General features: G+C 58.0%; 18 protein-coding genes, 1 tRNA gene and 1 pseudogene. 7 read left to right on the top strand and 13 right to left on the bottom strand.

The window, feature by feature from the left end; genetic code table 11:
• Window positions 1-64: 64 nt before the first annotated feature.
• Window positions 65-214: a hypothetical protein gene (locus tag GRI41_RS14205; RefSeq protein ID WP_202388623.1), complete on the bottom strand. Its 150-nt coding sequence runs from the start codon at window positions 212-214 to the stop codon at window positions 65-67.
• Window positions 215-496: 282 nt separating this feature from the next.
• Between GRI41_RS14205 and GRI41_RS00540 the strand changes: the two genes are divergently transcribed.
• Window positions 497-1,990, top strand: coding sequence for a hypothetical protein (locus GRI41_RS00540; protein WP_160602720.1), 1,494 nt, complete (start codon window positions 497-499; stop codon window positions 1,988-1,990).
• Window positions 1,991-2,025: 35 nt separating this feature from the next.
• Here GRI41_RS00540 and GRI41_RS00535 read toward each other — a convergent pair.
• Window positions 2,026-2,101 (bottom strand) — tRNA-Trp (locus GRI41_RS00535).
• Between the two features lie 117 nt (window positions 2,102-2,218).
• On the opposite strand from GRI41_RS00535, the gene aat reads away from it, so the two are divergent.
• Window positions 2,219-2,968 (top strand): leucyl/phenylalanyl-tRNA--protein transferase, encoded by a 750-nt coding sequence (gene aat, locus GRI41_RS00530; RefSeq protein WP_202388622.1) that lies wholly within the window; start codon window positions 2,219-2,221, stop codon window positions 2,966-2,968.
• Window positions 2,969-3,003: 35 nt separating this feature from the next.
• On the opposite strand, the pseudogene GRI41_RS14280 reads toward aat, so the two are convergent.
• The 4 genes and pseudogenes from GRI41_RS14280 to GRI41_RS00510 all read right to left on the bottom strand — a co-directional run.
• Window positions 3,004-3,177: pseudogene (locus tag GRI41_RS14280) on the bottom strand (DUF2155 domain-containing protein); the annotation flags it as partial.
• A 227-nt stretch (window positions 3,178-3,404) separates the two neighbouring features.
• Complete coding sequence (locus GRI41_RS00520; RefSeq protein ID WP_160602719.1) at window positions 3,405-3,803, bottom strand: NADH:ubiquinone oxidoreductase subunit NDUFA12; 399 nt, start codon at window positions 3,801-3,803, stop codon at window positions 3,405-3,407.
• A gap of 96 nt (window positions 3,804-3,899) precedes the next feature.
• Window positions 3,900-4,388, bottom strand: a complete 489-nt coding sequence (locus GRI41_RS00515) for a DUF192 domain-containing protein (RefSeq protein ID WP_160602718.1) — start codon at window positions 4,386-4,388, stop codon at window positions 3,900-3,902.
• 1 nt (window position 4,389) lies between these two features.
• Window positions 4,390-4,941, bottom strand: coding sequence for a regulatory protein RecX (locus GRI41_RS00510; RefSeq protein ID WP_328600489.1), 552 nt, complete (start codon window positions 4,939-4,941; stop codon window positions 4,390-4,392).
• 157 nt (window positions 4,942-5,098) lie between these two features.
• Between GRI41_RS00510 and GRI41_RS00505 the strand changes: the two genes are divergently transcribed.
• Entirely contained in the window at window positions 5,099-6,868 is a 1,770-nt protein-coding gene (locus GRI41_RS00505; RefSeq protein ID WP_160602716.1) for a fatty acyl-AMP ligase, read from the top strand.
• Window positions 6,869-6,890: 22 nt separating this feature from the next.
• Here GRI41_RS00505 and GRI41_RS00500 read toward each other — a convergent pair whose 3' ends face one another.
• Entirely contained in the window at window positions 6,891-8,414 is a 1,524-nt protein-coding gene (locus GRI41_RS00500) for a TIGR00341 family protein (protein ID WP_160602715.1), read from the bottom strand.
• 205 nt (window positions 8,415-8,619) lie between these two features.
• Here GRI41_RS00500 and GRI41_RS00495 point away from each other — a divergent pair, with 205 nt between their 5' ends.
• From GRI41_RS00495 to GRI41_RS00485, 3 genes are read left to right on the top strand one after another with little or no spacing between them, the layout of a single operon-like run.
• Window positions 8,620-9,840, top strand: a complete 1,221-nt coding sequence (locus tag GRI41_RS00495) for a toxic anion resistance protein (RefSeq protein WP_160602714.1) — start codon at window positions 8,620-8,622, stop codon at window positions 9,838-9,840.
• The gene (locus tag GRI41_RS00490; RefSeq protein WP_235901010.1) at window positions 9,830-10,639 is read left to right on the top strand and encodes a hypothetical protein; all 810 of its coding nucleotides are present in this window, start codon (window positions 9,830-9,832) and stop codon (window positions 10,637-10,639) included. Before GRI41_RS00495 ends, GRI41_RS00490 begins: the two co-directional genes overlap by 11 nt.
• Complete coding sequence (locus tag GRI41_RS00485; RefSeq protein WP_160602713.1) at window positions 10,639-10,950, top strand: polyhydroxyalkanoic acid system family protein; 312 nt, start codon at window positions 10,639-10,641, stop codon at window positions 10,948-10,950. Before GRI41_RS00490 ends, GRI41_RS00485 begins: the two co-directional genes overlap by 1 nt.
• Here GRI41_RS00485 and GRI41_RS00480 read toward each other — a convergent pair.
• The 3 genes from GRI41_RS00480 to GRI41_RS00470 all read right to left on the bottom strand — a co-directional run bounded on the left by GRI41_RS00480 (window position 10,947) and on the right by GRI41_RS00470 (window position 13,294).
• Complete coding sequence (locus GRI41_RS00480) at window positions 10,947-11,387, bottom strand: DUF2721 domain-containing protein (RefSeq protein WP_160602712.1); 441 nt, start codon at window positions 11,385-11,387, stop codon at window positions 10,947-10,949. The two genes, GRI41_RS00485 and GRI41_RS00480, sit on opposite strands and share 4 nt — an antisense overlap.
• Before the next feature lie 78 nt (window positions 11,388-11,465).
• A complete protein-coding gene (locus GRI41_RS00475) occupies window positions 11,466-12,500 on the bottom strand; it encodes a mannose-1-phosphate guanylyltransferase (protein ID WP_160602711.1) in 1,035 nt (344 codons plus the stop codon).
• A 65-nt stretch (window positions 12,501-12,565) separates the two neighbouring features.
• Entirely contained in the window at window positions 12,566-13,294 is a 729-nt protein-coding gene (locus tag GRI41_RS00470) for an energy transducer TonB (protein ID WP_160602710.1), read from the bottom strand.
• Between the two features lie 102 nt (window positions 13,295-13,396).
• Between GRI41_RS00470 and GRI41_RS00465 the strand changes: the two genes are divergently transcribed.
• Window positions 13,397-16,201, top strand: a complete 2,805-nt coding sequence (locus GRI41_RS00465) for an MASE1 domain-containing protein (RefSeq protein ID WP_160602709.1) — start codon at window positions 13,397-13,399, stop codon at window positions 16,199-16,201.
• A 138-nt stretch (window positions 16,202-16,339) separates the two neighbouring features.
• Here GRI41_RS00465 and GRI41_RS00460 read toward each other — a convergent pair whose 3' ends face one another.
• The 3 genes from GRI41_RS00460 to GRI41_RS00450 all read right to left on the bottom strand — a co-directional run bounded on the left by GRI41_RS00460 (window position 16,340) and on the right by GRI41_RS00450 (window position 22,302).
• Window positions 16,340-19,759 (bottom strand): TonB-dependent receptor, encoded by a 3,420-nt coding sequence (locus GRI41_RS00460; protein ID WP_160602708.1) that lies wholly within the window; start codon window positions 19,757-19,759, stop codon window positions 16,340-16,342.
• Between the two features lie 269 nt (window positions 19,760-20,028).
• Window positions 20,029-20,946, bottom strand: coding sequence for an isopenicillin N synthase family dioxygenase (locus GRI41_RS00455; RefSeq protein ID WP_160602707.1), 918 nt, complete (start codon window positions 20,944-20,946; stop codon window positions 20,029-20,031).
• A gap of 9 nt (window positions 20,947-20,955) precedes the next feature.
• Window positions 20,956-22,302 (bottom strand): NupC/NupG family nucleoside CNT transporter, encoded by a 1,347-nt coding sequence (locus GRI41_RS00450; protein ID WP_160604548.1) that lies wholly within the window; start codon window positions 22,300-22,302, stop codon window positions 20,956-20,958.
• Window positions 22,303-22,327: the final 25 nt, after the last annotated feature.

Below are 22,327 nucleotides of genomic sequence, written 5' to 3'. Positions count from 1 at the left end.
AGAAAGGGCCGGTCGCTCCCAAAGCGGGGAGACCGGCCCTTTTCCGTGACGAACTGTTGGAAATTCAGCGAGCGCCAAACAGGCGTGCGAAGAAGCCGGGTTCTTCCATCGGAAGAACGGCGCCATGCGCCATGAAGCGCTGGCTGGCATCGCGATAGGGGCGCGGATCGGCCCACTGGTCAGGGCGGCTGCTACGATAGACCAAAGATGACATAGTGCTTCTCCTTCATCTGCCATTTCGTTCTATCGCTGATTATGCACGGCTCACCTTCGCCGTTCCTGAACGCAAATGTTGCCGTTTGTTCATAAACTTTCACCGTATCATGAACGGGCGATCAACCTGAATTTGCGGACCCTGCGTAATTTCGGGAATCAGAAGCGCCAAGGCACATAGGAATTGCCCCAAAGCGGCCATTCAAAATTTTGACTACGAACAGCGAATAGGCAAGTATAACCGGTGGAATTAGTCAGAATTACTCCGGCAAGGTAACGTGACATGACGCAAGAAGGTGCCGATAAAACGGAAAAGAAGGGGCCAAAAATCCGGCAGGCAGTAGTTATCGTCCATGGAATGGGCGAGCAACGGCCGCTTGATACTTTGTTTCGATTTGCCAATGCAGTTGTCAAAGAGCCCCCTTCATCGGGTGAAGCAGACACAAGCACTGCAAAGTTCCGGGCAAAGTACTTTTCCCGCCCGACCAACTTCGAAGATGCCTTTGAGTCGCGATATCTTGTCTCTCAAAAATCGGAAAAGGATGATCCGGTCCAGCAGGATCAGGCCGATTTCTTCGAATATCACTGGTCGTTCCACATGCAGGGGAACAAGTTCACCGATATAATCGCGACTTTCTTCCGGATGCTCATTCGCAGCCCGACACGGGTGCCCAGCGGCCTGCTGGTGGTTTGGGCGGCGATTTGGTTGTTGATATTCTATGCGGCGTACAAGCTCTATTCGACCCCGGACATCTGGAGCAAGATCACAGCGGTCTACACAAATGACGGCACCGGCGGCGCGATTGCCGCATTGATCGGCACCATCTTCGCGATCGGTGCTGGCGGGCTGGCTTTCAAAGCTTTGCGGTGGCTGTTCAAGCGCTTCATCCCGGCGAAGGTGACATCGCATTTCGTCGACGTCATCCGCTATCTCGATACTTCGCCCCGATCATACGCTGTGCGCAAGAACATCCGCAAAGGCATGGTCGATCTGATCGAGAACCTGCATCAGGAGAAAGAGGGCGGGAAGAACAAATATGACCGGGTCGTCATCGTCGCCCACAGCCTGGGCGCCTATATCGCCTATGATGCGATCACTTATTACTGGACCAGGACCAATCAGCAATTCTCCGGCAAAATTGGTGTCAAAACCCTGCGCGATGTGGAGCAGAAAGGCGCGGCGCTGCTTGATGCAAGCGAAGATCACAGTGCGGAAAAGGTCGATGATTATCGCAAGGCGCAAAAGGCGCTTTGGCTAGAGCTGCAGAAACAGGGCAACCCCTGGCGTATCAGCGATTTCGTTTCCGTCGGCACGCCGATGTATATGGCCGACAGTATCATGACAAAGAACAAAGCGCGTTTTCAAGAACGCGTCGATTTGCGGCATATTGCAAAATGCCCGCCCGAATCGGACCTGTCGCGCGATGGCTTCCCCAAGGATCCGGTTTCCTACGGGTACCCCTATGGCGCGAACACAGCCTTGTATCATGCCGCACCTTTTGCAGTGACCCGCTGGACCAATATGTGGTTCCCGCCTGCATTGAACTTCTTCGGAGACTGGTTTGGCGGGCCGCTGGCGCCGCTATTCGGGCATGGAATTCGCGATATCCGGTTGAAAGGCGATGGCTGGCGCAGATTTATTCCCGCGGTCGCGCATGCGCTCTATTTCAGCTTCCCTGACAAAAAGCCGGAAGCGGGTGATGATCCGGACAAAACAGACCAACTGTCCGTAACCCACCAATTGCGGCTGGCTCTCGATTTGAGCTTCTTCAGATAGCGACGAATTGGGGGAGACGATTTCGGGGATGGGCCTGGCAGGGGCACAGAGACTCGAACTCTGGACCTTCGGTTTTGGAGACCGACGCTCTACCAACTGAGCTACGCCCCTGCAGGCACACGCGCCTCTAATGCCATGTCGTGGCCATGGCAATGCCGAACTTGACTGCTCTTGCGCGAACGAATGACAGCTAGGCGCTGCGCCGCGACCGCGTTAGAATTGATCCCTATGCATGCTCCGGCCCCGCCCCTGATCCCCACCGAAATGCTTCTGCTGGCCTATCGCAGCGGAATTTTCCCTATGGCCGACAGCCGCGAAGATCCCGAGATATTCTGGGTCGAGCCGCGCGAGCGGGCCACCTTTCCGCTGGAAAACTTCCGGATGAGCAAATCGCTGCGCAAGACCGTGCGGCAAGACCGGTTTCGGGTAAGCTGCGACACCGCCTTTGCGGACGTGGTAGGGGCCTGCGCGCAGCCGCGGCCGGACCATCCCGAAAGCTGGATCAGCCACCGCATCGCCGCAAGCTACGCAGCCCTGCATGATCAGGGCCACGCGCATTCGATCGAATGCTGGGATGGCGAGACTCTGGTTGGCGGCCTTTACGGCGTCAGTTTCGACCGCGTCTTTTGCGGCGAAAGCATGTTCAGCCATGCTAACAATGCATCCAAGGTTGCGCTGGCTTGGCTGGTTGCGATTTTGCGCCGCGCCGGGTTTGAAGTGCTCGATTGCCAGTTCATGACTGACCATCTGGCGTCATTGGGCGCGATCGAAATGTCGCAGCAAGACTATGTGCAAAAAATTGCCTCCGCGCAGGGCAAGCCGCGCATGAGTATTCCAGAAGCTTATGTTTCGCTGGTTTCCGGCGCAGACGGTGCGGGCTCCGCCGGTGCGGCAGCGGGGGCAGATGCGGTTGGCGTTGGCGCCGGCGCATCTTCACCCGGGAATCTCATCGCGCAATCCTTGACCCAAACGTCATAGATCGGATGCTCGACCACATTGACCGAGGGTGATTCCTTGAACAGCCAACCGGAAAATACGCGGAGCCACTGCTCGCTGTCATCTTTGCTTTGAACCAGCACTTGCACGAATGCCCCGGTCTGGCGGGGCATTTCCCAAGGCGCGGTGCGCTCGCATGCCGAAAGCCGAAGGATCACATCCCCAATCCGGCGCGATTCGCCCGGTTTCATCTGCAATTCCTGCGAAAGATTGTTGCGCTTGTTGAGCAGGCCCAGTGTCGCGACACGTTCGGCCATCGGGGTGCCCAGCCCGGCCTCTTCGGCAGGTTGCGAAGGCGGTGCGCTCTGAAACTCTTCCGGAACCTCGGTCTCTTCCGACTCGGGCACCGTAGGCTTGCTATCGCCGCATGCGGCCAGCAGCAGCGTCGAAGCGAGGATCAGTGCCGGACCGCGCATGATCAACTGTAAGGCGCCCACGCTTCGTAATCGCCGGTCGCCTTGGCCCGCTTGCCGCCTCTTTCGAGAGCACCCGCGGGGCGATAGGCTTCGGCAGTGCCGGTTGCGTTGGGCGTGTAGTCCACTTCCCAGATTTTCGCAGGCGGCAGATTGCTTTCGGGCACATCATCACCCGCGCCGTGCAGCCAGCCATGCCATTCGGCCGGCACCCGGCTGGCGTCGTTGGCGCCTTCATAAATGACCCAGCGCCTTTCGCGCGCGCCGTCTTTGGTTTTCTTGGCGCGGTAATAGGCATTGCCCTGCGCGTCGGTCCCGACTTTCTCACCGGTCCGCCAACTGTTCAACAGCGTGCCGATGGTCGCGCCGTCCCACCATGTGAAAATCTTGCCAAGAATGCTCATGCTGAAAATCTCAAACGAAAAATCTGTTCAAGGCGCGGTTAGCCGATTCCTCTCCGGCCGCCAAGCTTGAAACCGGGGCAATGCGCATTCGCGTGGCTATTCCTGCCATTCGACCAGATCGCCAGCGCCAATGCCCAGCTCTTCCGCGCGGCCGCCGGGGATTTCGAAAACCAGGCTGGTCAAACCTCTCGCGCCGACGGGCTCGAGCGACAATGGCACGGTGTTGGCGGCAATATTCAATATCCGCCCGTCTTCACCGACAAAGATGATATCGAGCGATATGACCGTGTTTTTCATCCAGAAACTGGCCACATCGGGCGGGTTGCGTGGGAAGATCATTCCTTCATTCGGGCCGAGTTTGGTGCGGTGCATCAAACCCTGGGCTTGCTCGGCAGGTGTGCGGGCGATTTCGACTTGAAAGTCGTGCTTGGTTTCCCCGCTGGTGACCGAGAGCGGAACAATTTCCAGCCCCGATATCGGGTGCGTGTTCTCCGCCACTTCGGAAGCGACAGGTTCGGCGGCATTTTGCGGGGTGCACGCCGCCAAAGCCAATCCAGCAGCAGCCAGCAGATTTCGCTTCAACATTTCAATACTCCTCGTCACGCGCTTCGTTGACCCAATCATCAACCGCCTCTGCGCTGCGTGCGTTCATTACTTTACCCACAATATCAAATCCATGCCCCGCGCGCAGCAATGCGGCGATTTGCTTCTCGCGCCGGTCCCGATCGAGCGATTGCCCGTCTTTGGGCACATAATAGGGGCCGAAACGCCGCTTTTGCGCCATTTTCTGCACCGCCAGGCGCATCTTCAGCTCGTCGGGCGCGACATCCTCGCGAATATTCTCATCGATTCCGGCCGCATAGAGCGCCTGCGACACGCGCCGCGCACCATATCCGCGGCTCAGCAATCCGCCCGCCTTTGCCCGCGCATAGGCCGCATCGTCGATATAGCCCAACTCGACATAGCGCGCACTGATCGCCGCTACATCGGGTTCCGCTTCGCCTTCCCACCCGCGTTCGCGCAATTTGCGCTTCAAATATGTTTCAAGTTTGGACGTGCTGGTGGAAAAACGCGCGACATATGCGAGCGCCAATTCCTGCAAACGTGCTGAATCAAGAGGCTTTTTTGGGCGCTTCACTCGTCGCTTGCTGTTATCGGTCTCACGCATTGGCCATATTCGTGCCACAGTCTGCCTCAAATGGGAAAGATTACAACAGTGCGACTATAAGAAACGCACATAGGGATTGCTTGGAAGCGCTGGATCGGCGCGCAACTTACGGGTTTACGCAAAACATATGACCGACGTAGGAACGGCGCCCAACGCGCCAGAACCAACCGGGCTGACACCCACACCAAATGACTGCCCGCTACCGCGCCGCAGATCGGACTTCGCAACTTTCACCGAAGCGGTCGATTATGCCGCGCAAAGTGCGAAGGGGCTGAATTTCCACGACATGCGCGGCCAGCTGGAGCGCGTGTATACCTATAGCGAAATGCGCGACGATGCCCTGGCAATGGCACGGCGGCTGCGCGCTTCCGGGGTCGAGAAGGAAGACCGCGTTGCGCTGATCGCGGAAACATGCGCAGAATTTGCCGCGCTGTTTTGCGGCGTGATCTATGCCGGCGCATGGCCGGTTCCTCTGCCGCTTCCCACCGGATTTGGCGGGAAAGAAGGCTATATTGACCAATTGGCCGTCCAGCTTTCCAGCTCGGACCCCAAAATGCTGGTCTATCCGGCAGAGATTGCCGAAATGGGCGCAGCGGCAGCGGAGCGCCAGGGCTGCGAAGGAATCGACTGGGACAGCCTGGCACAGCGCGATGATCCCGAATTCGAAATGTCCGAACCCGACCCGGACGATATCTGCTATTTGCAATATTCCAGCGGATCGACGCGCTTCCCGACGGGCGTAGCGGTGACACACCGCGCATTGCTCGACAATCTGGCGGGTCATGCGATTTCGATGAAGATCGGCGAAAACGACCGCGGCGTTAGCTGGCTGCCTTGGTATCACGATATGGGGCTGGTCGGATGCTTCCTGTCGCTGGTCGCCAATCAGGTGTCGGTCGATTATCTGAAGACCGAACATTTTGCGCGGCGCCCGCTGGCGTGGCTCGATCTGATCAGCCGCAACAAAGGCAATTCGCTCAGCTATTCGCCCACTTTCGGCTACGACATTTGCGCGCGCCGTATTTCCAGCCAAAGCCACGTCGCCGACCGGTTCGACCTGTCCCGCTGGCGGCTTGCGGGGAACGGCGCCGATATGATCCGCCCCGACGTGATGCAGAATTTCGTCAATGCGTTTTCCGATGCCGGCTTCAAAGCCAGCGCCTTCACCCCCAGCTATGGCCTTGCCGAGGCGACTTTGGCGGTGACGGTGATGCCCCCAGGCGAAGGTATTCGTGTAGAGCTGGTCGAAGAGGAGCGCCTTTCCGGCACACGCGGCGATTTGTCGCGCCCTGCCCGGTACCGCGCCATCGTGAATTGCGGCAAACCCGTTCCGGGAATGAAAGTCGAAATCCGCGGCGAGAATGGCGATGTCAGAGGCGATCACCAGATCGGCAAGGTCTGGTGCCAAGGAACCAGCGTTATGCATTCCTATTTCCGCGATGAAGCGGCTACAGAGGAATGCCTGATCGATGGCTGGCTCGACACCGGCGATATGGGCTATCTGGCGGATGGTTATCTGTTCATCGTTGGCCGCGCCAAGGATATGATCATCATCAATGGCAAGAACCATTGGCCGCAAGACATCGAATGGGCGGTCGAGCAATTGCCCGGCTTCAACCACGGCGATATCGCGGCCTTTGCAGTCGAAAAAGAAGACGGCGAGGAAGCCCCCGCGGTGCTGGTCCACTGCCGCGTTATCGACCCTGAAGAGCGCGCCAAGCTGCACGAGACAATTCGCGACAAGGTCCGTTCGATCACCGGCATGAATTGCGTCGTCGAACTGGTCCCGCCGCGTACATTGCCGCGAACCAGCTCGGGCAAGTTGAGCCGCGCCAAAGCGAAAAAGCTCTATCTCAGCGGTGAGATCCAGCCGTTCGAGATTTTGGAAGCAGCCTAGCTCCAGCCATTCCCGAAGGGCGTTATTGCCCGATGCTGCCCCATTCGGCGGTTACGTTCGGCCCGCGCCCACGCTGCGTTGCGACCAGTGGTAGGCCCTGCTCTGCAAGCTCTTTCTGCGCCACTTCTACCGCGGCATCGGGCCCCGATAGAATGACCGGCGCCCCGACTCGCCCGGCAGACCATGCGATCAAAGCCAGCGCCTTGGTGCCTGCTTCGCTCAGCTCGCCATCGGCAAATTCGATTGTCGGCAATGGCTTGGCTGGCGGGATCAATTCCACACGCCATTCTGGCTCCGTCGCCGCGATCCGCCGTTCTAGGTTATAGTAAGTCACAAGCGGCGCGCCCTCCAGTTCGACTGCCCTGACCATCGCCCGGCGGCGTTGGCGGTCAATTATGACTTCGTCATTCTCGACACCCGCCATCAGGGCAAGCCGGTCCGCAAGCGCATCGGCCCGCTGCGACGCTGCGGCTTCTTCCTGTTCCTGCGCGGAAATTATCTGTGCTTGCTCGGCGCTTTTCTCGTCGCGAACCAAGAACTGTTTGAGATCGATATCGACCTTTTGCCCGATTGCACGCGCCAGGCTTTCTTCCGCTTTGATCTCCGCCTCTGGCTTGAGTTCGGTGGTCCAGACAAAGGCAGACACCTGTATCGGATCGCCATCGAAATTGATTTCCGGTTGGGACAGGCGCGCAGACGATCCGAAATTGGCAATCAGTTCAGCGCGCACTTGCCGCGCAGAATTCGCTTCCCATGCGATTTGCCGCAGCGAAAAACCCAGCGGGACGGCAAGCGCAATGAACACCGCAATAATCGCAAAATTCTGGAACTGGGTCTGTTTGTCCGAAAGCCGCGTTCGGAAGCCGTAAATACGCGCCATTAACGCGGCGATCAGGGCAATCGCCATCAGGTTGGTTATGTAGAGCAGCGACGCGCCCCAAAAGACGGTCCAGTTTCCCGTTGCCAGACCGAAGCCGACAACCGCCAGCGGCGGCATCAATGCAGTCGCAATCGCCACGCCGACAATCGTGCCTTCGCGCCCCCGGATCATCGCATAGGCACCTGCCAGAGCAGAAAACACCGCCACCAGCAAATCGAACAGATTTGGCCGCGTTCGCGAGGCAATTTCGGATGTGATGTCCTGGATCGGAGAGAGGAAAACGATCAACGCACACAGCCCGATCGCCATGAGAGAGCCCCATGCCAGCGATTTTGCCGACTTGCGCAGCCATTTGTAGTCTCCAATGGCCAGCGCAAAGCCAAGCCCCATGATCGGGTCCATAAGGGGGGACAGCAGCATCGCGCCGATAACCACCGCAGGCGACGACAATAGCAGGCCCAGCACGGCAATGCCGCCTGACATCGCTGTCATGAACATGTAGCGCCCCGACATGACGCATTCGGCGCGCCGTTTCTCAATCACTGCGGGCTGGTCGACGGTGCCCATAACATCGTCGCGCCACCATTTGCGGAAGCTCAGAACAACGCGCGCGAAGGACAGATCGTTGGATTTTGTTGCAGTGGGTGCAGCTTGCTGGCTCGCCATGGGCGGGCATTCCTCTCATTGATTAACCGGACCGCCTTACACTGCTGAATTGCGTCATGAAAGGATGGACGTGCTTGGCCATATGGCGCATGTTTCGGTCACCAATCTTGAACTTCGTGTCTTACGGCACTAATACAGTATTGAGAACATGCGCGCGCCCACGCGTTACGGGAGGGAGCGCAACATCAGGAGCTAGCCGCAGATTATGAGCGCGACCGAAACGAAAACCGCCACACAAACGGATACTTCATTCGATCTTGAGCTGACCCCACCCGATCCGGTGCCGGAAGTAAAACCGGCCAATGCCGCCGGTCTGGTTCCGGTTTCGGAGGAAGTGCAATCGAAACTCGCGACCAAAGTCGATTCCTTTGTCGCCGATTTAATCAGCGAAGATGCCAATTCGCCCGAATTCGGCAAGAAAGTGGATCAGCTGACCAATATGGGGCGCAAGGAAATCGCCGCTGCGGCGGGAATGTCCAACCGCTTCCTCGACCGCCCGATCCGCGCGATGGACAAGGATGAAGGCGTTGGCGCCAATCTGCAGGAATTGCGCAATGTCGTGGAAGACCTCGATCCGGGCAAGCGCGGCAAGCTCACCGGCACCCGCAAGATTTTCGGGATTATCCCTTGGGGTAACAAGCTGACGAACTATTTCCGCAGCTATCAAAGCGCGCAATCGCACATCCAGGCGATCCTGTCCAAGCTGAGCAACGGCAAGGACGAATTGCTGATGGACAATGCCGCGATTGATGTGGAGAGGCAGAAATTGTGGGAAGCGATGGGTGATCTGGAACAGATGATCCACATCTCCAAGACGCTCGACGCGAAGCTTGAAGAAAAGGCGGTCGAACTCGATTCAACCGATCCGGCCAAAGCCAAGGCGGTTCGCGAAACCGCATTGTTCTATGTCCGGCAGCGGACACAGGATCTGCTAACCCAGATGGCTGTTTCGGTGCAGGGATATCTCGCGCTCGATCTGGTCAAGAAGAACAATGTCGAGCTGGTCAAAGGCGTTGACCGCGCGAGCACGACCACTGTTGGCGCGCTCCGCACCGCAGTGACCGTTTCCGAAGCGATGACCAATCAGCGGCTCGTTCTGGGCCAGATCACCGCGCTCAACGAAACCACCACCGGCATTATCGACAGCACATCGACATTGCTGCGCGAACAAACCGGCCAGATCCACGAGCAGGCAGCAGCGAGCACGATACCGCTCGAAACGCTGCAACGCGCATTCCAGAATATCTATGACACGATGGATGAAGTCGACACCTTCAAAGTCCGCGCGCTCGATTCGATGAAGCAGACGGTCGATGCGCTTTCCAGCGAAGTCGAAAAGTCGAAGGGCTATATCGCGCGCGCCGAAGGTCAGGCGCAGGCGGCCAATAAAGTCGCCGAGTCAAACTTGCTGACGGTTGAGGATTGATCAATTGGGCGATCTGACCAGCCAGAACGACGAAATCGTCCGCGCGGCAAGCCTGTCGCTCGCACAGCAAAGGGCGGGCGGCACGCACCGGCGCGCCTATTCGGTTGGGCGCGGTTCGGCCAAACTCAAGATGCGGCACTGGGCCAAGAAAGCGCGCAACATTGCCTTGGCAGTTGGCGGATTGTGGATTGGCACGTCGATCATCGGATCGATCATCGGCGGGATCGGCTTTACCGGGGTTATGACCGTTGGCGCACTGACCGCTGCAGCCCTAGTGGTTTTCGGCAAATTCCCGAAAATGAAAGTTCCGCAGCGCGCCGACCTTAACACCGAGGATGTCCGCCAACTGGTGGCGAAGACCGAACTGTGGCTGGAAATGCAGCGCTCGCGCTTGCCCAAGCCGATCGCCGCGAGCCTGACGACAATCGGCAGCCAGCTCGACGAGCTGCAGCCGCAGCTTGAAGAGGTCGATCAAAAGCACCCGACCGCCGGAGAAATCCGCAAGCTGGTTGGCAAAGACTTGCCCGATATGATCGAGGGATTCCTGAAAATCCCCGAAAGCCTGCGCTATGAAGAAAAGAACGGCACCACGCCGGTCAAACAGCTTGAAAACGGGCTTGATGTTATTAGCCGCGAGATTGACTCGATCAACCGGCAACTCGCGCAAGGCTCGATAGACGACCTCGCGATCCGCGGCCGCTATCTCGACTACAAATATAGCGGCGATATTACCGGCGATGGCGGTGACTATGGTGTTCCGCTGCCCGATTTCGACAAAGCCAAAACGAAAGCCAGCTGATGCGCGTTGCCATCCCGCATGATTTGCCCCGCGAGGAGGTCACCCGCCGTCTCAAGGAACGCAGCCACGAAATCGCCGATCATATTCCGGGCGGAATGGCCAGTGTGACCACCGATTGGCCCAGCGATGACCGGATGAGCATCAACGTCAACGCAATGGGCAACGACCTGGCCGGCATGGTCGATATCGAAGACCGGCAGATCGTGTTCGAAATTGCGCTGCCGCCTGCGCTTGGCTTTGTCGAACCGATTATTTCGGGGGCGATCCGCAAGCAGGGGCAGAAGATGCTCGAAGCCCCGTCGGGCGACTAGAGCTTGCGATCCAGTTCCAGATAGGTTTCGGGAATCCGCAGCGAGGCCGACGCTTCGCGCGTTTCGAGCAGGAACATGATCAACCCGATCAGCATCAGCACAATCGCAACAATGAATGCGCCCGCTGCCAATTGATCGAGATTGTTGCCCGAAAAGCCGCCTACGAAGAGGATCACTACGGTCGAGCCGATGGTCAGACCGCTCAACACCAGGAGCAGCATCGCGCGATTGACCAGTTCAATCCGCCGCGCCAGCGAACGGATTTCGGAAACCAGCAGATCATGCTCCGGGCCTTCTGTTTCGCCATGCCGGTCGCGCAAATGGCGTGATCTGTCGACGACTCTGCCCAATCGGGTGGTCAGGAAATTCAGAATGCTGGAAATCGCCACCAGTACGAATACTGGCGTCAGCGACAATTGGATGGTTTCGGCAATCATGATGCGTCCTGCTGGATCTTGGATATGCGCGCCATGTGGTCGCGCATCGCGCTGACTACAAGCCCGTATTTCATATACCTACTGCGATTTTGCGCCTTTGAGATCGCCCACTTTCTGCGCGCCGGTTGCAGTTGTCACAAGCACATCGTCACCATCAACCACCACGATTATGTCGTCGAGCCCGATCGCGGAAACGCGCGGACCGTCGCTGTGAACCAGAACGTTGCTGCAATCGACGAGCTCGGCCCTTCCCTTTGCCGCATTGCCACTACTGTCGCGCTCACTCGCATCGCGCAGCGCTTGCCAATTGCCGATATCGGACCAACCCATTGCCACCGGAACCATCGCCGCTTTTCCGGTTGATTCCATCACCGCATAATCGATGGAATCGCCCTCGATCTGCGCAAAGCTGGCCGCATCGGGGTGGAACCGCACGCCATCCTCTTCGCCTCGATCGATTGACTGGCGGACCAGCTTTGCCATTTCGGGACGGAAGCGGGTCAGCTCTTCAACGAAAGCGCCCGCCTGAAAAGCGAAAATGCCGCCATTCCAGCTGTAATTACCCTCCTCCAGAAAGCGCATGGCGGTTTCGAGATCGGGCTTCTCAACAAAGCGTTCGACCACAAATCCGCTGCCGTTTGCTCCGCCGCGCTTGATATAGCCATAGCCGGTTTCAGGATGTTCCGCTTCAATCCCGAAAGCCACCAATTGGCCCTGTTCGGCCAGCGCTGCAGCCGTTTCGGCGGCGGCGGAGAATGCGGATTGATCTCTTATGTAGTGGTCGCTGGGGCACACCAGCATGACCGCATCGGGCGCCAGCCGCATCGCGGCCAAGGCAATTGCGGGGGCGGTATTTTTTCCCTGCGGTTCAACAATAATCGACGCGCCTTCGGATTCGCCCAGCTGCTGCTCGACATGGCCGAGATGCTTGTGCCCCGTGACAATCATGGGCGGCGCGAAAATCGCGCCTGCACAGCGCGCCAGCGTCTGTTCGAACAGGCTGCGCTTGCCGACCAGCGGCAGGAACGGCTTCGGTTTTTCGACCCGGCTGCGCGGCCATAGGCGGGTGCCGCTTCCGCCGCACAGGATTACCGGATGGATTGTTGCGCCCATTGCTTTGCGTCTCCTTGTCGGCGCCTTTAACGGCCACGTCTTTCCATCGAATTACCTGCCCGCGATCAGCGCGAGCTGTTGAAATCGACGCGGTAACCATAACGCGCCTCGGCCAGAGTTCCATCACTACGCTTCGCCGGATTGAATCTGATTTTGCGAACGACCAGCGGGCAAACCAGCGCGGTTGTCGCGGAATCCACACCCGATCGCGCAACCGAACAGTTTTTCGCCACACCATCAATTCCAACGGTGAAATGGACCGTCACAGATTTGCCGAACCGGGTCTCACGCCCTCCTTCCGGTACGGGGAAATCGGATGCGGTATTGAGTTCGCCAGACCGGACTGACGGTTTGGTCGCGATTGTCACCCCGCCCTGCCCGCCGCCGCCACGCCCGCTGCCTGTACCATCGCCGGTTCCAGCCGCGCCGGTTCCGTCGCCCGCCTCCTTCGCACCCGAAGCATTGGCGGTGCCGGTCGATGACGCCTTGGGCATAGGCCAATTGGGCTTGAGCGGTGTTTCCGGGGCAGCAACCGGCTTGGGCTTGGCTTTCTTGCCGGCATCACCGGCCGCGCCTTCGTCAGGGATCGGTTCGGCTTCTGGCGGCGGTGCTTCCTCCGGCGCGGTGATCGTCACGGTAAAAGCCGAAATGATGCTGCGTTCAACCGATTCCACCGCTTGCGGGGCGAATGCCCTGGTCAGCCCGTAGATCGCCAAGATGTGCAGCAGAACGATGATGATGATCGTGCTGACCCGCGGCTTGCGCTTGATGGTCGAATATTTGGTTGCGCTCATTCCATGTCCGCCATGTTCTGCCCTGCCCCGTAGAATCCCCTATTCGGCAATTAGCCAAGCGTGATGCAGGCATAGCTATAGACTGCCACCAAGGGGAAACCAATGTCGGGCATCACAAAGCCGTATCTTGCTGCATTCCGTGGGTCTGAAAAGGCTACACAGCTTATGGCGATTGTGCGCATCGCCGCGCTCTATCTGGCGGCAGGCTGCATGTTCGGCGCGATTGCCCATCTGGCGATTGATCTGACGCGCGGTGACGGGCGGATTGCAATGGTCTGGATCCCCAACGCCATCGCCGTGGCAGCACTGCTACGGTGGGATGCGCCGCGCGAACACCTCCTGTTCGCTGCGCTCTGGATGGGGAATGTCGCCGCCAATCTCGTTGCCGGCGACACCTTTGCGACAGCTTCTACCCTCGCGGCCAGCAATCTTGTCGAAATCGGATTGGCGCTGTTTCTCACGCGGCGTTTCGTTGGTCCGCGGCCGGACATGCGCAAGGTCAGTGACCTGATATTGTTCGTCTGTTTCGCCGGTTTCTGCGCGCCTGCGGCATCGGCCACGATCGCAATGACCGCACTGCAATCCGCGTCTCAAGACATTTTGGCCGATTGGCTTAAATGGGTCCTTACGGACGGGCTGGGGATGATACTGATTGCCCCTACGCTGCTGACATTTATCGATGCCGCGCGTTCACCGCGCGCGCCGACCCGGCGCGAATGCATCGAGTGGCTTCTGCTCACAGCCATCGGCACAACAATCGTCGCCGCAATATTCATCCAGACAGAGTATCCCTTGCTCTTTCTGGTCATGCCCGTTGTTCTCAGCCACGCTTTCCGGCTGGGTACATTGGGCACTGCCTTTTCGATCATAAAGATCGGGACAATCGCAACACTATGCACATGGCTGGATCGCGGCCCGATCCGGTTATTCGATCATTCCGAAGCGGTGCAATTTGTTGTTCTGCAATCCTTTCTGGCTTCAGTATTCCTGGTCGGACTTCCGGTGGCCGCGTTGCTCAATCGGCAGAAAGATTTGATCACCGAGATGGAAGATCGCGGCATGCAGCTTGGCCTTTTGGCGGACAATATGTCCGATGCCGTCATGCGGTACGATCTGGCGGGGGTATGCACATATGCATCTGCCTCTGTCGTGGATGTGCTGGGCCAACCCCGCGAACATTTTGTCGGCAAGGGCGCAGCTGACGATGTCCACCCGGATGCAAAGGATGAAATTGCCACGGTCAAATCCCGACTGGTCACCGGACAGACGGAAAGAGAGCGATTCACTTACCGCCGCGTGCTCGATGATAGCGACGGACGGCCCGTTTTCATCGAAGCAGATTGTGTACTTGTGCGCTGCGAGCGGTCCGGCGAACCCGAAACGATTATCGTTTCCTGCCGCGATGTCAGCGAGCGTGTCAGGCTTGAAAAGAATCTGGTGCGCGCAAGGCGCCACGCAGAGAATGCAGCGATCGCCAAATCGCAATTCCTCGCCAATATGAGCCACGAAATCCGTACCCCGATGAACGGAGTCCTCGGCTTCGTCGAGTTGCTGCTGCAATCCGATTTGCCCGAAGAGCAGCGCAAACATGCGCAACTGGTACAGGAATCGGGCAATTCGATGATGCGGCTGCTCAATGACATTCTCGACTTGTCGAAGATCGAAGCAGGGCAGATTGCTGTCACCGAAGAGCGGGTCGATCTGCGCGATCTGGTGGCCAGTTGCCTCAGGCTCCATTCCGCAAATGCAGCGAAAAAGCGCATCAAGCTGGAGGAGGCGGTGGGTGATGATCTGCCGGAATTCATTCTCAGCGACAGCTTGCGGTTGCGGCAGATCATTCTGAACCTGCTGGGCAATGCGGTGAAATTCACCGCGCAAGGCACAGTTACCTTGCGGGCATATGTGGATCAGCACCACTTGGTCATCGCAATTCAGGATAGCGGTGTCGGGATCGAACCAACCCGGCTCGAAGCCATTTTCCAGCCCTTCGAGCAGGCAGACAATGCCACTTCGCGCAGATTTGGCGGAACAGGGCTGGGCCTGACGATCAGCCGCCATATGGCCGATCTTCTCGGCGGCAGATTGTCCGCCAGCAGCGAACCCGGCAAGGGTTCTCTGTTTGAATTGCGGATCCCGCTGGTCATTCCCGAAGGGTCAGAGCCGATCAAGGCAGAAAGCCGTGCGCCAGCCGCTCATCATGAACTGATAGCAGGCGCACGGATCCTGGTGGCCGAAGATAATGACATCAACCGGGTCCTCGTTTCGGCGATGCTGGAGCGTTGCGGCCAGACCGTCGATCTGGTCAAGAATGGCGAACAGGCCGTCGCCGCGGTGATGGAAGCCAAAGCCAAGGGTGCACCATTCGATCTGGTGCTGATGGACGTGCAAATGCCCGAATGCGATGGGTATACCGCAACCGAGACCATCCGCAGTCTGGGCATCTCTGCCAACGAGCTACCGATTGTCGCACTGACCGCAAACGCGTTTGAAGACGACATTCAGGCCGCCCTGAACGCAGGAATGCAAGCGCATCTGGCCAAGCCGCTCCAGATGGAGGCGCTGGCCGGCATGCTGCAACATTGGCTGCCGACTATCGGCCCTCGCGCCGTACTTCCTTGCGCCAGCGAAACCATCGGATCACCCGTCTCGCCCAGCCTGCAGGAACGCTGGATTAGCCGGCGCGAAGAGGCGATTGACGCGGTTGGGCGCGCTTTGCGCGAAGGGGCGCTGGAAGGCCAGTCTGCGGAAGAGCTAGCCCGCATTGTGCACAAACTCGCCGGGACTGCGGGCAGTTTTGGCGAGGACACTTTGGGTGAACGCGCAAAATCGCTCGAACTGGCATTGCGGTCAGCGGGGAACCTCGATGCGCGCATCCAAGCGGCCGAGGCGCTGCTCGACGCAGCTTGATTGCGTTGGGGCCTGATCGCATTGGCGCCTGAAAACGCTCGGGCCTGACAACACTGGGGCCTGATAACGCTGGGGCCAAAAGAAAACGGCGGCCCTCCGAAGAGAGCCGCCGCTTCTTTTCAGCAATGCCGATACGAATTAGAATTCGTAACGAACACCAACCTGAAGTTTCCAAGCCGAGCTGGAGATAGCAACGAACTGGTCATCATCGGGGTTGAAGCCGCTGATGATGTAACGCCCTTGCGTATCCACTCCGCCATCAACCACATCGGTGAATTCGGGTTGGAACTTAACGCGGTTCGCGCTGCTGTCGATAAAGTTCAGGAAGTTATCGAAATCGGCAAACAGCTCGATCTTGTCATCGACGATACCGGTCAGGCGGCCAATGAAAGGCAGTTCCTGACTGAAGCGCAAGTCGAGATCGTAAGACCAAGGATTGCGGCAGGTGTTACGCTTGATGCTTTGACCTGGTTCATATTCACAGCCCGACGCCGCAACATAGTTGATCAGCGATTGGACCGCAGCCGGATCAGACAGTGGCGATACGTTCGGATCAGCAGGACCCGATGGTACGTAAACCAGTGCGTTGTCTGTACCAGACGAGCTGTCGTTGAACACCGAACCGCCATCGAAAGTAAGGCTGTATGGACGGCCCGAACGCGCACGGAAGAAGATACCGAGACGCGTTGCATAATCACTGAAGAACTCTTCCTTGAAGCTCAGAGCCGCAGTGATGTTGTGGCGTGTTTCAAAGTTCGAAGTCGAAACAGCCGGGTTCTGCCGGTCGAAAGCAGCCGATACGTCGAATGACGAGGTTGCGGTCGAAGATCCGACATTGCGGTTGTTGTTCGAATCCGTGAAGGCATAGCCGATGCGGAAGTTGGTGCTTCCCCCGTCGGTGAAGATGCCGTCAAAGCGCTTCGAAAGCAGGATCGAGGCAATGTGACTGTCGTAGCTTGGACCATTGGTCAGCTGGATTTCGTCATCACGGCCGGTAGCAAAGCAAGCAGCAGTTACGCCGGTGTATGTCGGCGGTGTGCCGCCGGTGCCCTGCAGAACTGCGTTACAACCTGCGTTGCTCGGATCGATGGCCCGGTAAATCGGACGACCGTCCACCGTATATCCGCCATCCGCACGCCGAACGTCAGGAGTCTGCGAGAGATCCACGAAGTTCAGCGTGTTGTTGAAACGGCTGTAGATGTAATCGAGGTTCAGGCGCCAATCGCTGAAGAAACCGGTATCGGTTCCGAAATCAGTGCTGATCCCGATATTCGCGCGGGTAACCGTCGGAACTTTGAAGTTCGGGTCAGTCGACTGGGTGTCAGCGAGACCGGCCGATGCGGTTGCAGAGCCGGAGTCGCGCACACATTGTGGGAACCCGGTGAAGTTGCCCGATGCGTCCAGAACATTGGTTGGCGTAGTCGCACAGAATACCGAGGTACCCAGAGCTGACGAGAAACCGTTGTTCGAAAACGCGTTCGAGAAATACACAACCGGATCACCGCCCGAGAAGATCCCGACGCCGCCGGTGATACGTGTGTTGCTGAACAAGCCGTCATTATCGAGCTCGTAAGTCGCCGAGAGGCGCGGCAGCAATACCGGATCGAGCGAACCGAACGAGTTCGAGTTGGTGAAGCCATAGCGGGCGAAGAAGTTAGGGTTCGCGCGCGGAGCATCGCCGGCATAGAGCTGAACACGCAGGCCAGCGGTGATCGAAAGCTGATCGCTCGCCTGCCAGTCATCCTGGGCATAGAACGAGTAGATCTGACGACCGAAAGTGGCCGCTGCTTCGTTGATGTCGCCCGATGGGGTTGCGTTGATATCCGCACCATAGGCATCGCCTTCGACGATTTCCTGGTTGTCGGGGAAGAACGCGAAGCCCTGAGACAGGATACCGTTTTCGAAATCATCGAGGTTCGAGAAGTACAGCGAACCGGTCGCGTTGATGGCGAACAGGTTGTACACTTGCAGATCGTTGATTTCCGCACCGAGTTTGACCTGGTGGTCACCGGCATCGATGTTCATCTGGAATTTTGCCTGATTGACCGTGCTTTCAAGAGCGTTGGCCGACCGGAAAATGCCAGGACCGGTGTTAAGCACGCCGAAATCATCGTCGCCATTGCCCAGGATTCCGTCGTCACCCGGCTGGCGAGTACCAACCACGAGGCGAACGGTGGGGTTTTCGGATTGTGCTTCACCGAAGCCGAATGGGCCCTGCACGTCTGATACTTCTGCCCGGCTCAAACGGAGCTCGGTCGAAATCTTGTCGCTCCAATCCGAATAGAGGCGAACCGAGTAATAATCGGACTGTGTGCCTTCTTCTTCGAAGGAATTCAGACCGCCGAGATTGTCGCCACCAAAGTCAGGCTCGACATTGCTTTCTTTCAGCTTCTGGTAAGTCGCTTCAAGACGGTGATCATCGGTGATGTAGGCGTCAAGACGGCCGAAGTAACGGACGCTGGTTTCAGCCAGAGTGCGCGGGTAACCGCCCACGTCCTGACCGTAAACATTGTTCGCGATTTGCGCGAAGCGGTCAAAATCGGCTTGCGTGATGGCGTCGACTTCATTGGCAAAGCCGCCACCTGCAGGACCGGTATCATTGGCATCGCCAAGGTCGGTTTCTTCATAGCCAGCATAGAAGAACAGACGATCAGGAATGATCGGCCCGCCAAGCGTGGCACCCCAACGTTTTTCACTGCCCGACGAAAGCGGTTGTTCCACTCCGTCACCATCAATGATGGTGTCGGCAAGCAAGCTGTCGTTGAAGAAGGTATAGAATGCGCTGCCGTGGAACTTGTTCTCACCCGACTTGGTAACAACGTTGACCAAGCAGCCGGTGAAGTCCGAATATTCAACGTCGAATGGCGCAAATTCGACCGAAGTTTCGCGAATAACATCAAATGGCAGAGGCAGCGAGTTGCGCGCTGCGAAAGGAGTGCCGTTCAGGCCGAACACGTCGGCTTGCACGATTCCGTCAACGGTGAAAGTGTTCGAACGGTCATTACCGCCGAGGCAGGAAATCCGGTCCACTTCGTTGTCACGCTCCAGACTGACGCGTGGGTCGAGGCGGATAACGTCACGAACGTCACGTGTGAGGCTTGGGAATGCTTCCAGCGTTTCTGCGCTGAATGCCGAACCCGGGCCAACTGCGAGCTGCTGCACATTGGCGCGCTCACCGGTAACAACGATGAAGTTGTCTTCGCCGCCCGAAGAAGCTGCCAGTTCAAAGGTAAAGTCGGTGTTGCCCGAAACCGTAATGAACTGTCCTTCAACCGACTGGCCTTCAAAACCGGCCGCGGTGGCGGTGACTGTGTATGGACCGCCGGGAACCAGAGAGCTGACGCGGAACGAACCGTCCGCTCCGGTGGTCAGCGTGCGGGTTTGACCGGTACGCGTATCGGTAATGACGATGGTTGCGCCGGAAATTGCAGCGCCTTCAGCGTCGGTGACTTCGCCTTCGATGCCCGACGTAATCTGCTGCGCCGAAGCCGGTGCAGCAACCATTGCGGATGCGGAAAGGCTGACAACACTGGCAGCCAAGAGATATTTGAGTTTCATGAAAGATGGTCCCTATTTGACGATCTGAACGTGACGAAAATTGGCAGTAAAAATTCAGCAACTAAATTCACTGTGCGCCCGGTACGAGCGATACATGACGGGCAAAAGACTTTTTATGACGGGAATATGACGGACGCACAGATTCTTATGCACAGGCCCACTAGATCAACCTAAATTACTGAAATATATAGATTTTGAGATGTTGCTGCATTGCAACACACGTCAGGTAATCTGACTCTGTTTGTAACAGGTGGTCATTCCAGACCGAATCAGGTGAGGCCGATCTCTTTGAGTCGCTGCAAAAGGAACGCGTGGCTCGAAATCGGTTCCGGCGCGTTGTCGTCTATGCATGAGGGCAAGGTCTCAATCACATAGTCGGGCCGGAAGTGCAGGAAGAACGGCATCGAATAGCGCGCACGATAGGCCGCTTCGCCTTTGGGATTGACCACCCGGTGCGTGGTCGAAACCAGCCGGCCATTGGTCAGCCGGTCCAGCATATCGCCAATATTGACCACCAGCGCACCTTCCGGCGGATCGATTGCAAGCCATTCCCCATCAGCCTTGAGCAATTCAAGGCCCGCCTCTTCAGCGCCAAGCAGAAGAGTGATTGTGTTGATATCACCATGCGCCGCAGCGCGGATCGCGCCTTCTGCCTCTGCGCCTTCGAGCGGCGGATAGCGCAGCAAGCGCATTACCGAATTGCCATCCTTTACCGTGGCAACGAAAAAGTCCTCTTCGAGGCCAAGACCCAATGCAATCGCGCGAAGGACCCGGTCCCCTGCTTCTTCGAAAGCGGTGTACAGCGCTTCGCAAGTTTCGCGGAAACCATCCACTTCTTTAGGCCAGATATTGGGCGCCATGAATTCGGACAGTTCGTGCCCCTCTGGCAGTTCGCGCCCGACATGCCAGAATTCCTTGAGATCGTGGACTTTGGCGTCTTTGGCTTTTTCTGTGCCGAACGGCGTGTAGCCGCGCGCGCCGCCGCCATCTTTCAGAATATACTGGCGCTTCACATCCTCGGGCAGCGCGAAGAAGCTCTTGGACATTTCCTCTGCCCGAGCGATCAGATCGGCGGGAATGCCGTGGTCGCGAATTACCGCGAAGCCAAATTCTGCAAAACTTGAACGCAGCTCCTCCGCCACTTCGGACAGCGGGCGCGCAATCGAAACGGATGCGATATCGGTCATGGCGCTATCTTACAGCGGCAGGAACAATCCTGCCAGTGCCGCGCTCATCAAATTGGCAAGCGAACCGGCGGCCAGCGCACGCAGCCCCAGTTTGGCAATCACCGGCCGCTGATTGGGCGCGAGCCCGCCGGTCACCGCCATCTGGATGGCAATCGAGCTGAAATTGGCAAAGCCGCACAGGGCAAAGGTAATGATCGCGCGGCTGCGTTCGGTCAGCTCACCAGCAGTCATTGCGCCCAGTTCGATAAAGGCGACGAATTCGTTGAGCACAATCTTGGTGCCGAACAATCCGCCCGCGATCCGTGCTTGTTCCCAATCGGCAATACCGATCAGATACATGACCGGCGCAAAGACATAGCCGATCAATTGCTGGAAGCTGATATCGCTATAGCCAAACCACCCGCCAACACCGCCGAGTATGCCGTTTGCCAGTGCAACCAGCGCGACAAACACCATCACCATCGCACCAACCGCAACCGCCAGCTTCACTCCGGTTTGCGTACCTTGCGCAGCGGCCTCGATAACATTGGCGGGGCGGTGCCCCTCCTCGAAAGTCTCGGCGACTTCGACCTCATGCGGTTTTCCGCCTTCGACCAGCGCGCCGGGCCCTTCGGCGCTGATCCGCGCATTGGGCAGTTCAATCGTGTCGGGTTCGGTTCCGGCCAGTTCCGCCGCATCTTTGGCCAGATCGCTTTCATCATCGGGCATGATGATCTTGGCCATCAGAATGCCTCCCGGCGCGGACATGAAAGCCGCCGCAAGCAGGAATGGCACCGCTTCAGAGCCGATAAAACTGGCATAGGCCGCAAGGATCGTCCCCGCGACGCCCGCCATACCGACAGTCATCAGCGTGAACAGCCGGCTTGGCGACAACGCAGCGAGATAGGGCCGGACAACCAGCGGGCTTTCCGACTGGCCGACAAAGATGTTGGCTGCGCTACCCAGCGCTTCGACTTTGCTGATCCCGGTGATCCAGCCAATCGCGCCGCCGACCCAGCGGACCAGCCGCTGCATAATTCCCCAGTGATAGAGGATTGAAACAATCGCCGCGAAAAACACGATCACCGGCAGCGCCGCGATCACGAACGTATTGGTGAAGGGGTTGGCATCCATACTGCCGAACACCGCCTCGATCCCGACTTTGGAATAGTCGAGCAGCGCGATCACCCCGTTCGACAGGAACTGGATCGCCTGCACGCCCCACGGGGTTCGCAGCACCAACAATGCCATCAGCGCTTGCAAGGCAAAGGCCGCACCGACAACGCGCAATTTGATCCGTTTCTTGCCGGTCGAAAGCAGGAACGCGATGGCAAGTATAGCGAGGATGCCGAGCAGGCTGGTCAGGATCGGATGCATAGTTTCTTTCGCGAATCTCAATCAG

Origin of the sequence: Pontixanthobacter aquaemixtae (assembly GCF_009827395.1) — a bacterium.
GTDB classification, from domain to species: domain Bacteria; phylum Pseudomonadota; class Alphaproteobacteria; order Sphingomonadales; family Sphingomonadaceae; genus Pontixanthobacter; species Pontixanthobacter aquaemixtae.
Note: the sequence above shows the minus strand (reverse complement) of the source record. Positions and strands in the feature narration are given on the sequence as shown.

Bases quoted from the DNA above. Each gene is read 5' to 3' on its own strand.
- GRI41_RS00480 (WP_160602712.1), bottom strand. From the start codon at position 11,387: ATGATTGCCGAAACCATCCAATTGTCGCTGACGCCAGTATTCGTACTG.
- GRI41_RS00520 (WP_160602719.1), bottom strand. From the start codon at position 3,803: ATGAGCATTCTTGGCAAGATTTTCACATGGTGGGACGGCGCGACCATC.
- GRI41_RS00450 (WP_160604548.1), bottom strand. From the start codon at position 22,302: ATGCATCCGATCCTGACCAGCCTGCTCGGCATCCTCGCTATACTTGCC.
- GRI41_RS00460 (WP_160602708.1), bottom strand. From the start codon at position 19,759: ATGAAACTCAAATATCTCTTGGCTGCCAGTGTTGTCAGCCTTTCCGCA.
- GRI41_RS00495 (WP_160602714.1), top strand. From the start codon at position 8,620: ATGAGCGCGACCGAAACGAAAACCGCCACACAAACGGATACTTCATTC.
- GRI41_RS00485 (WP_160602713.1), top strand. From the start codon at position 10,639: ATGCGCGTTGCCATCCCGCATGATTTGCCCCGCGAGGAGGTCACCCGC.
- GRI41_RS00455 (WP_160602707.1), bottom strand. From the start codon at position 20,946: ATGACCGATATCGCATCCGTTTCGATTGCGCGCCCGCTGTCCGAAGTG.
- aat (WP_202388622.1), top strand. From the start codon at position 2,219: ATGCATGCTCCGGCCCCGCCCCTGATCCCCACCGAAATGCTTCTGCTG.
- GRI41_RS00470 (WP_160602710.1), bottom strand. From the start codon at position 13,294: ATGAGCGCAACCAAATATTCGACCATCAAGCGCAAGCCGCGGGTCAGC.
- GRI41_RS00475 (WP_160602711.1), bottom strand. From the start codon at position 12,500: ATGGGCGCAACAATCCATCCGGTAATCCTGTGCGGCGGAAGCGGCACC.
- GRI41_RS00515 (WP_160602718.1), bottom strand. From the start codon at position 4,388: ATGTTGAAGCGAAATCTGCTGGCTGCTGCTGGATTGGCTTTGGCGGCG.
- GRI41_RS00505 (WP_160602716.1), top strand. From the start codon at position 5,099: ATGACCGACGTAGGAACGGCGCCCAACGCGCCAGAACCAACCGGGCTG.
- GRI41_RS14205 (WP_202388623.1), bottom strand. From the start codon at position 214: ATGTCATCTTTGGTCTATCGTAGCAGCCGCCCTGACCAGTGGGCCGAT.
- GRI41_RS00465 (WP_160602709.1), top strand. From the start codon at position 13,397: ATGTCGGGCATCACAAAGCCGTATCTTGCTGCATTCCGTGGGTCTGAA.
- GRI41_RS00500 (WP_160602715.1), bottom strand. From the start codon at position 8,414: ATGGCGAGCCAGCAAGCTGCACCCACTGCAACAAAATCCAACGATCTG.
- GRI41_RS00540 (WP_160602720.1), top strand. From the start codon at position 497: ATGACGCAAGAAGGTGCCGATAAAACGGAAAAGAAGGGGCCAAAAATC.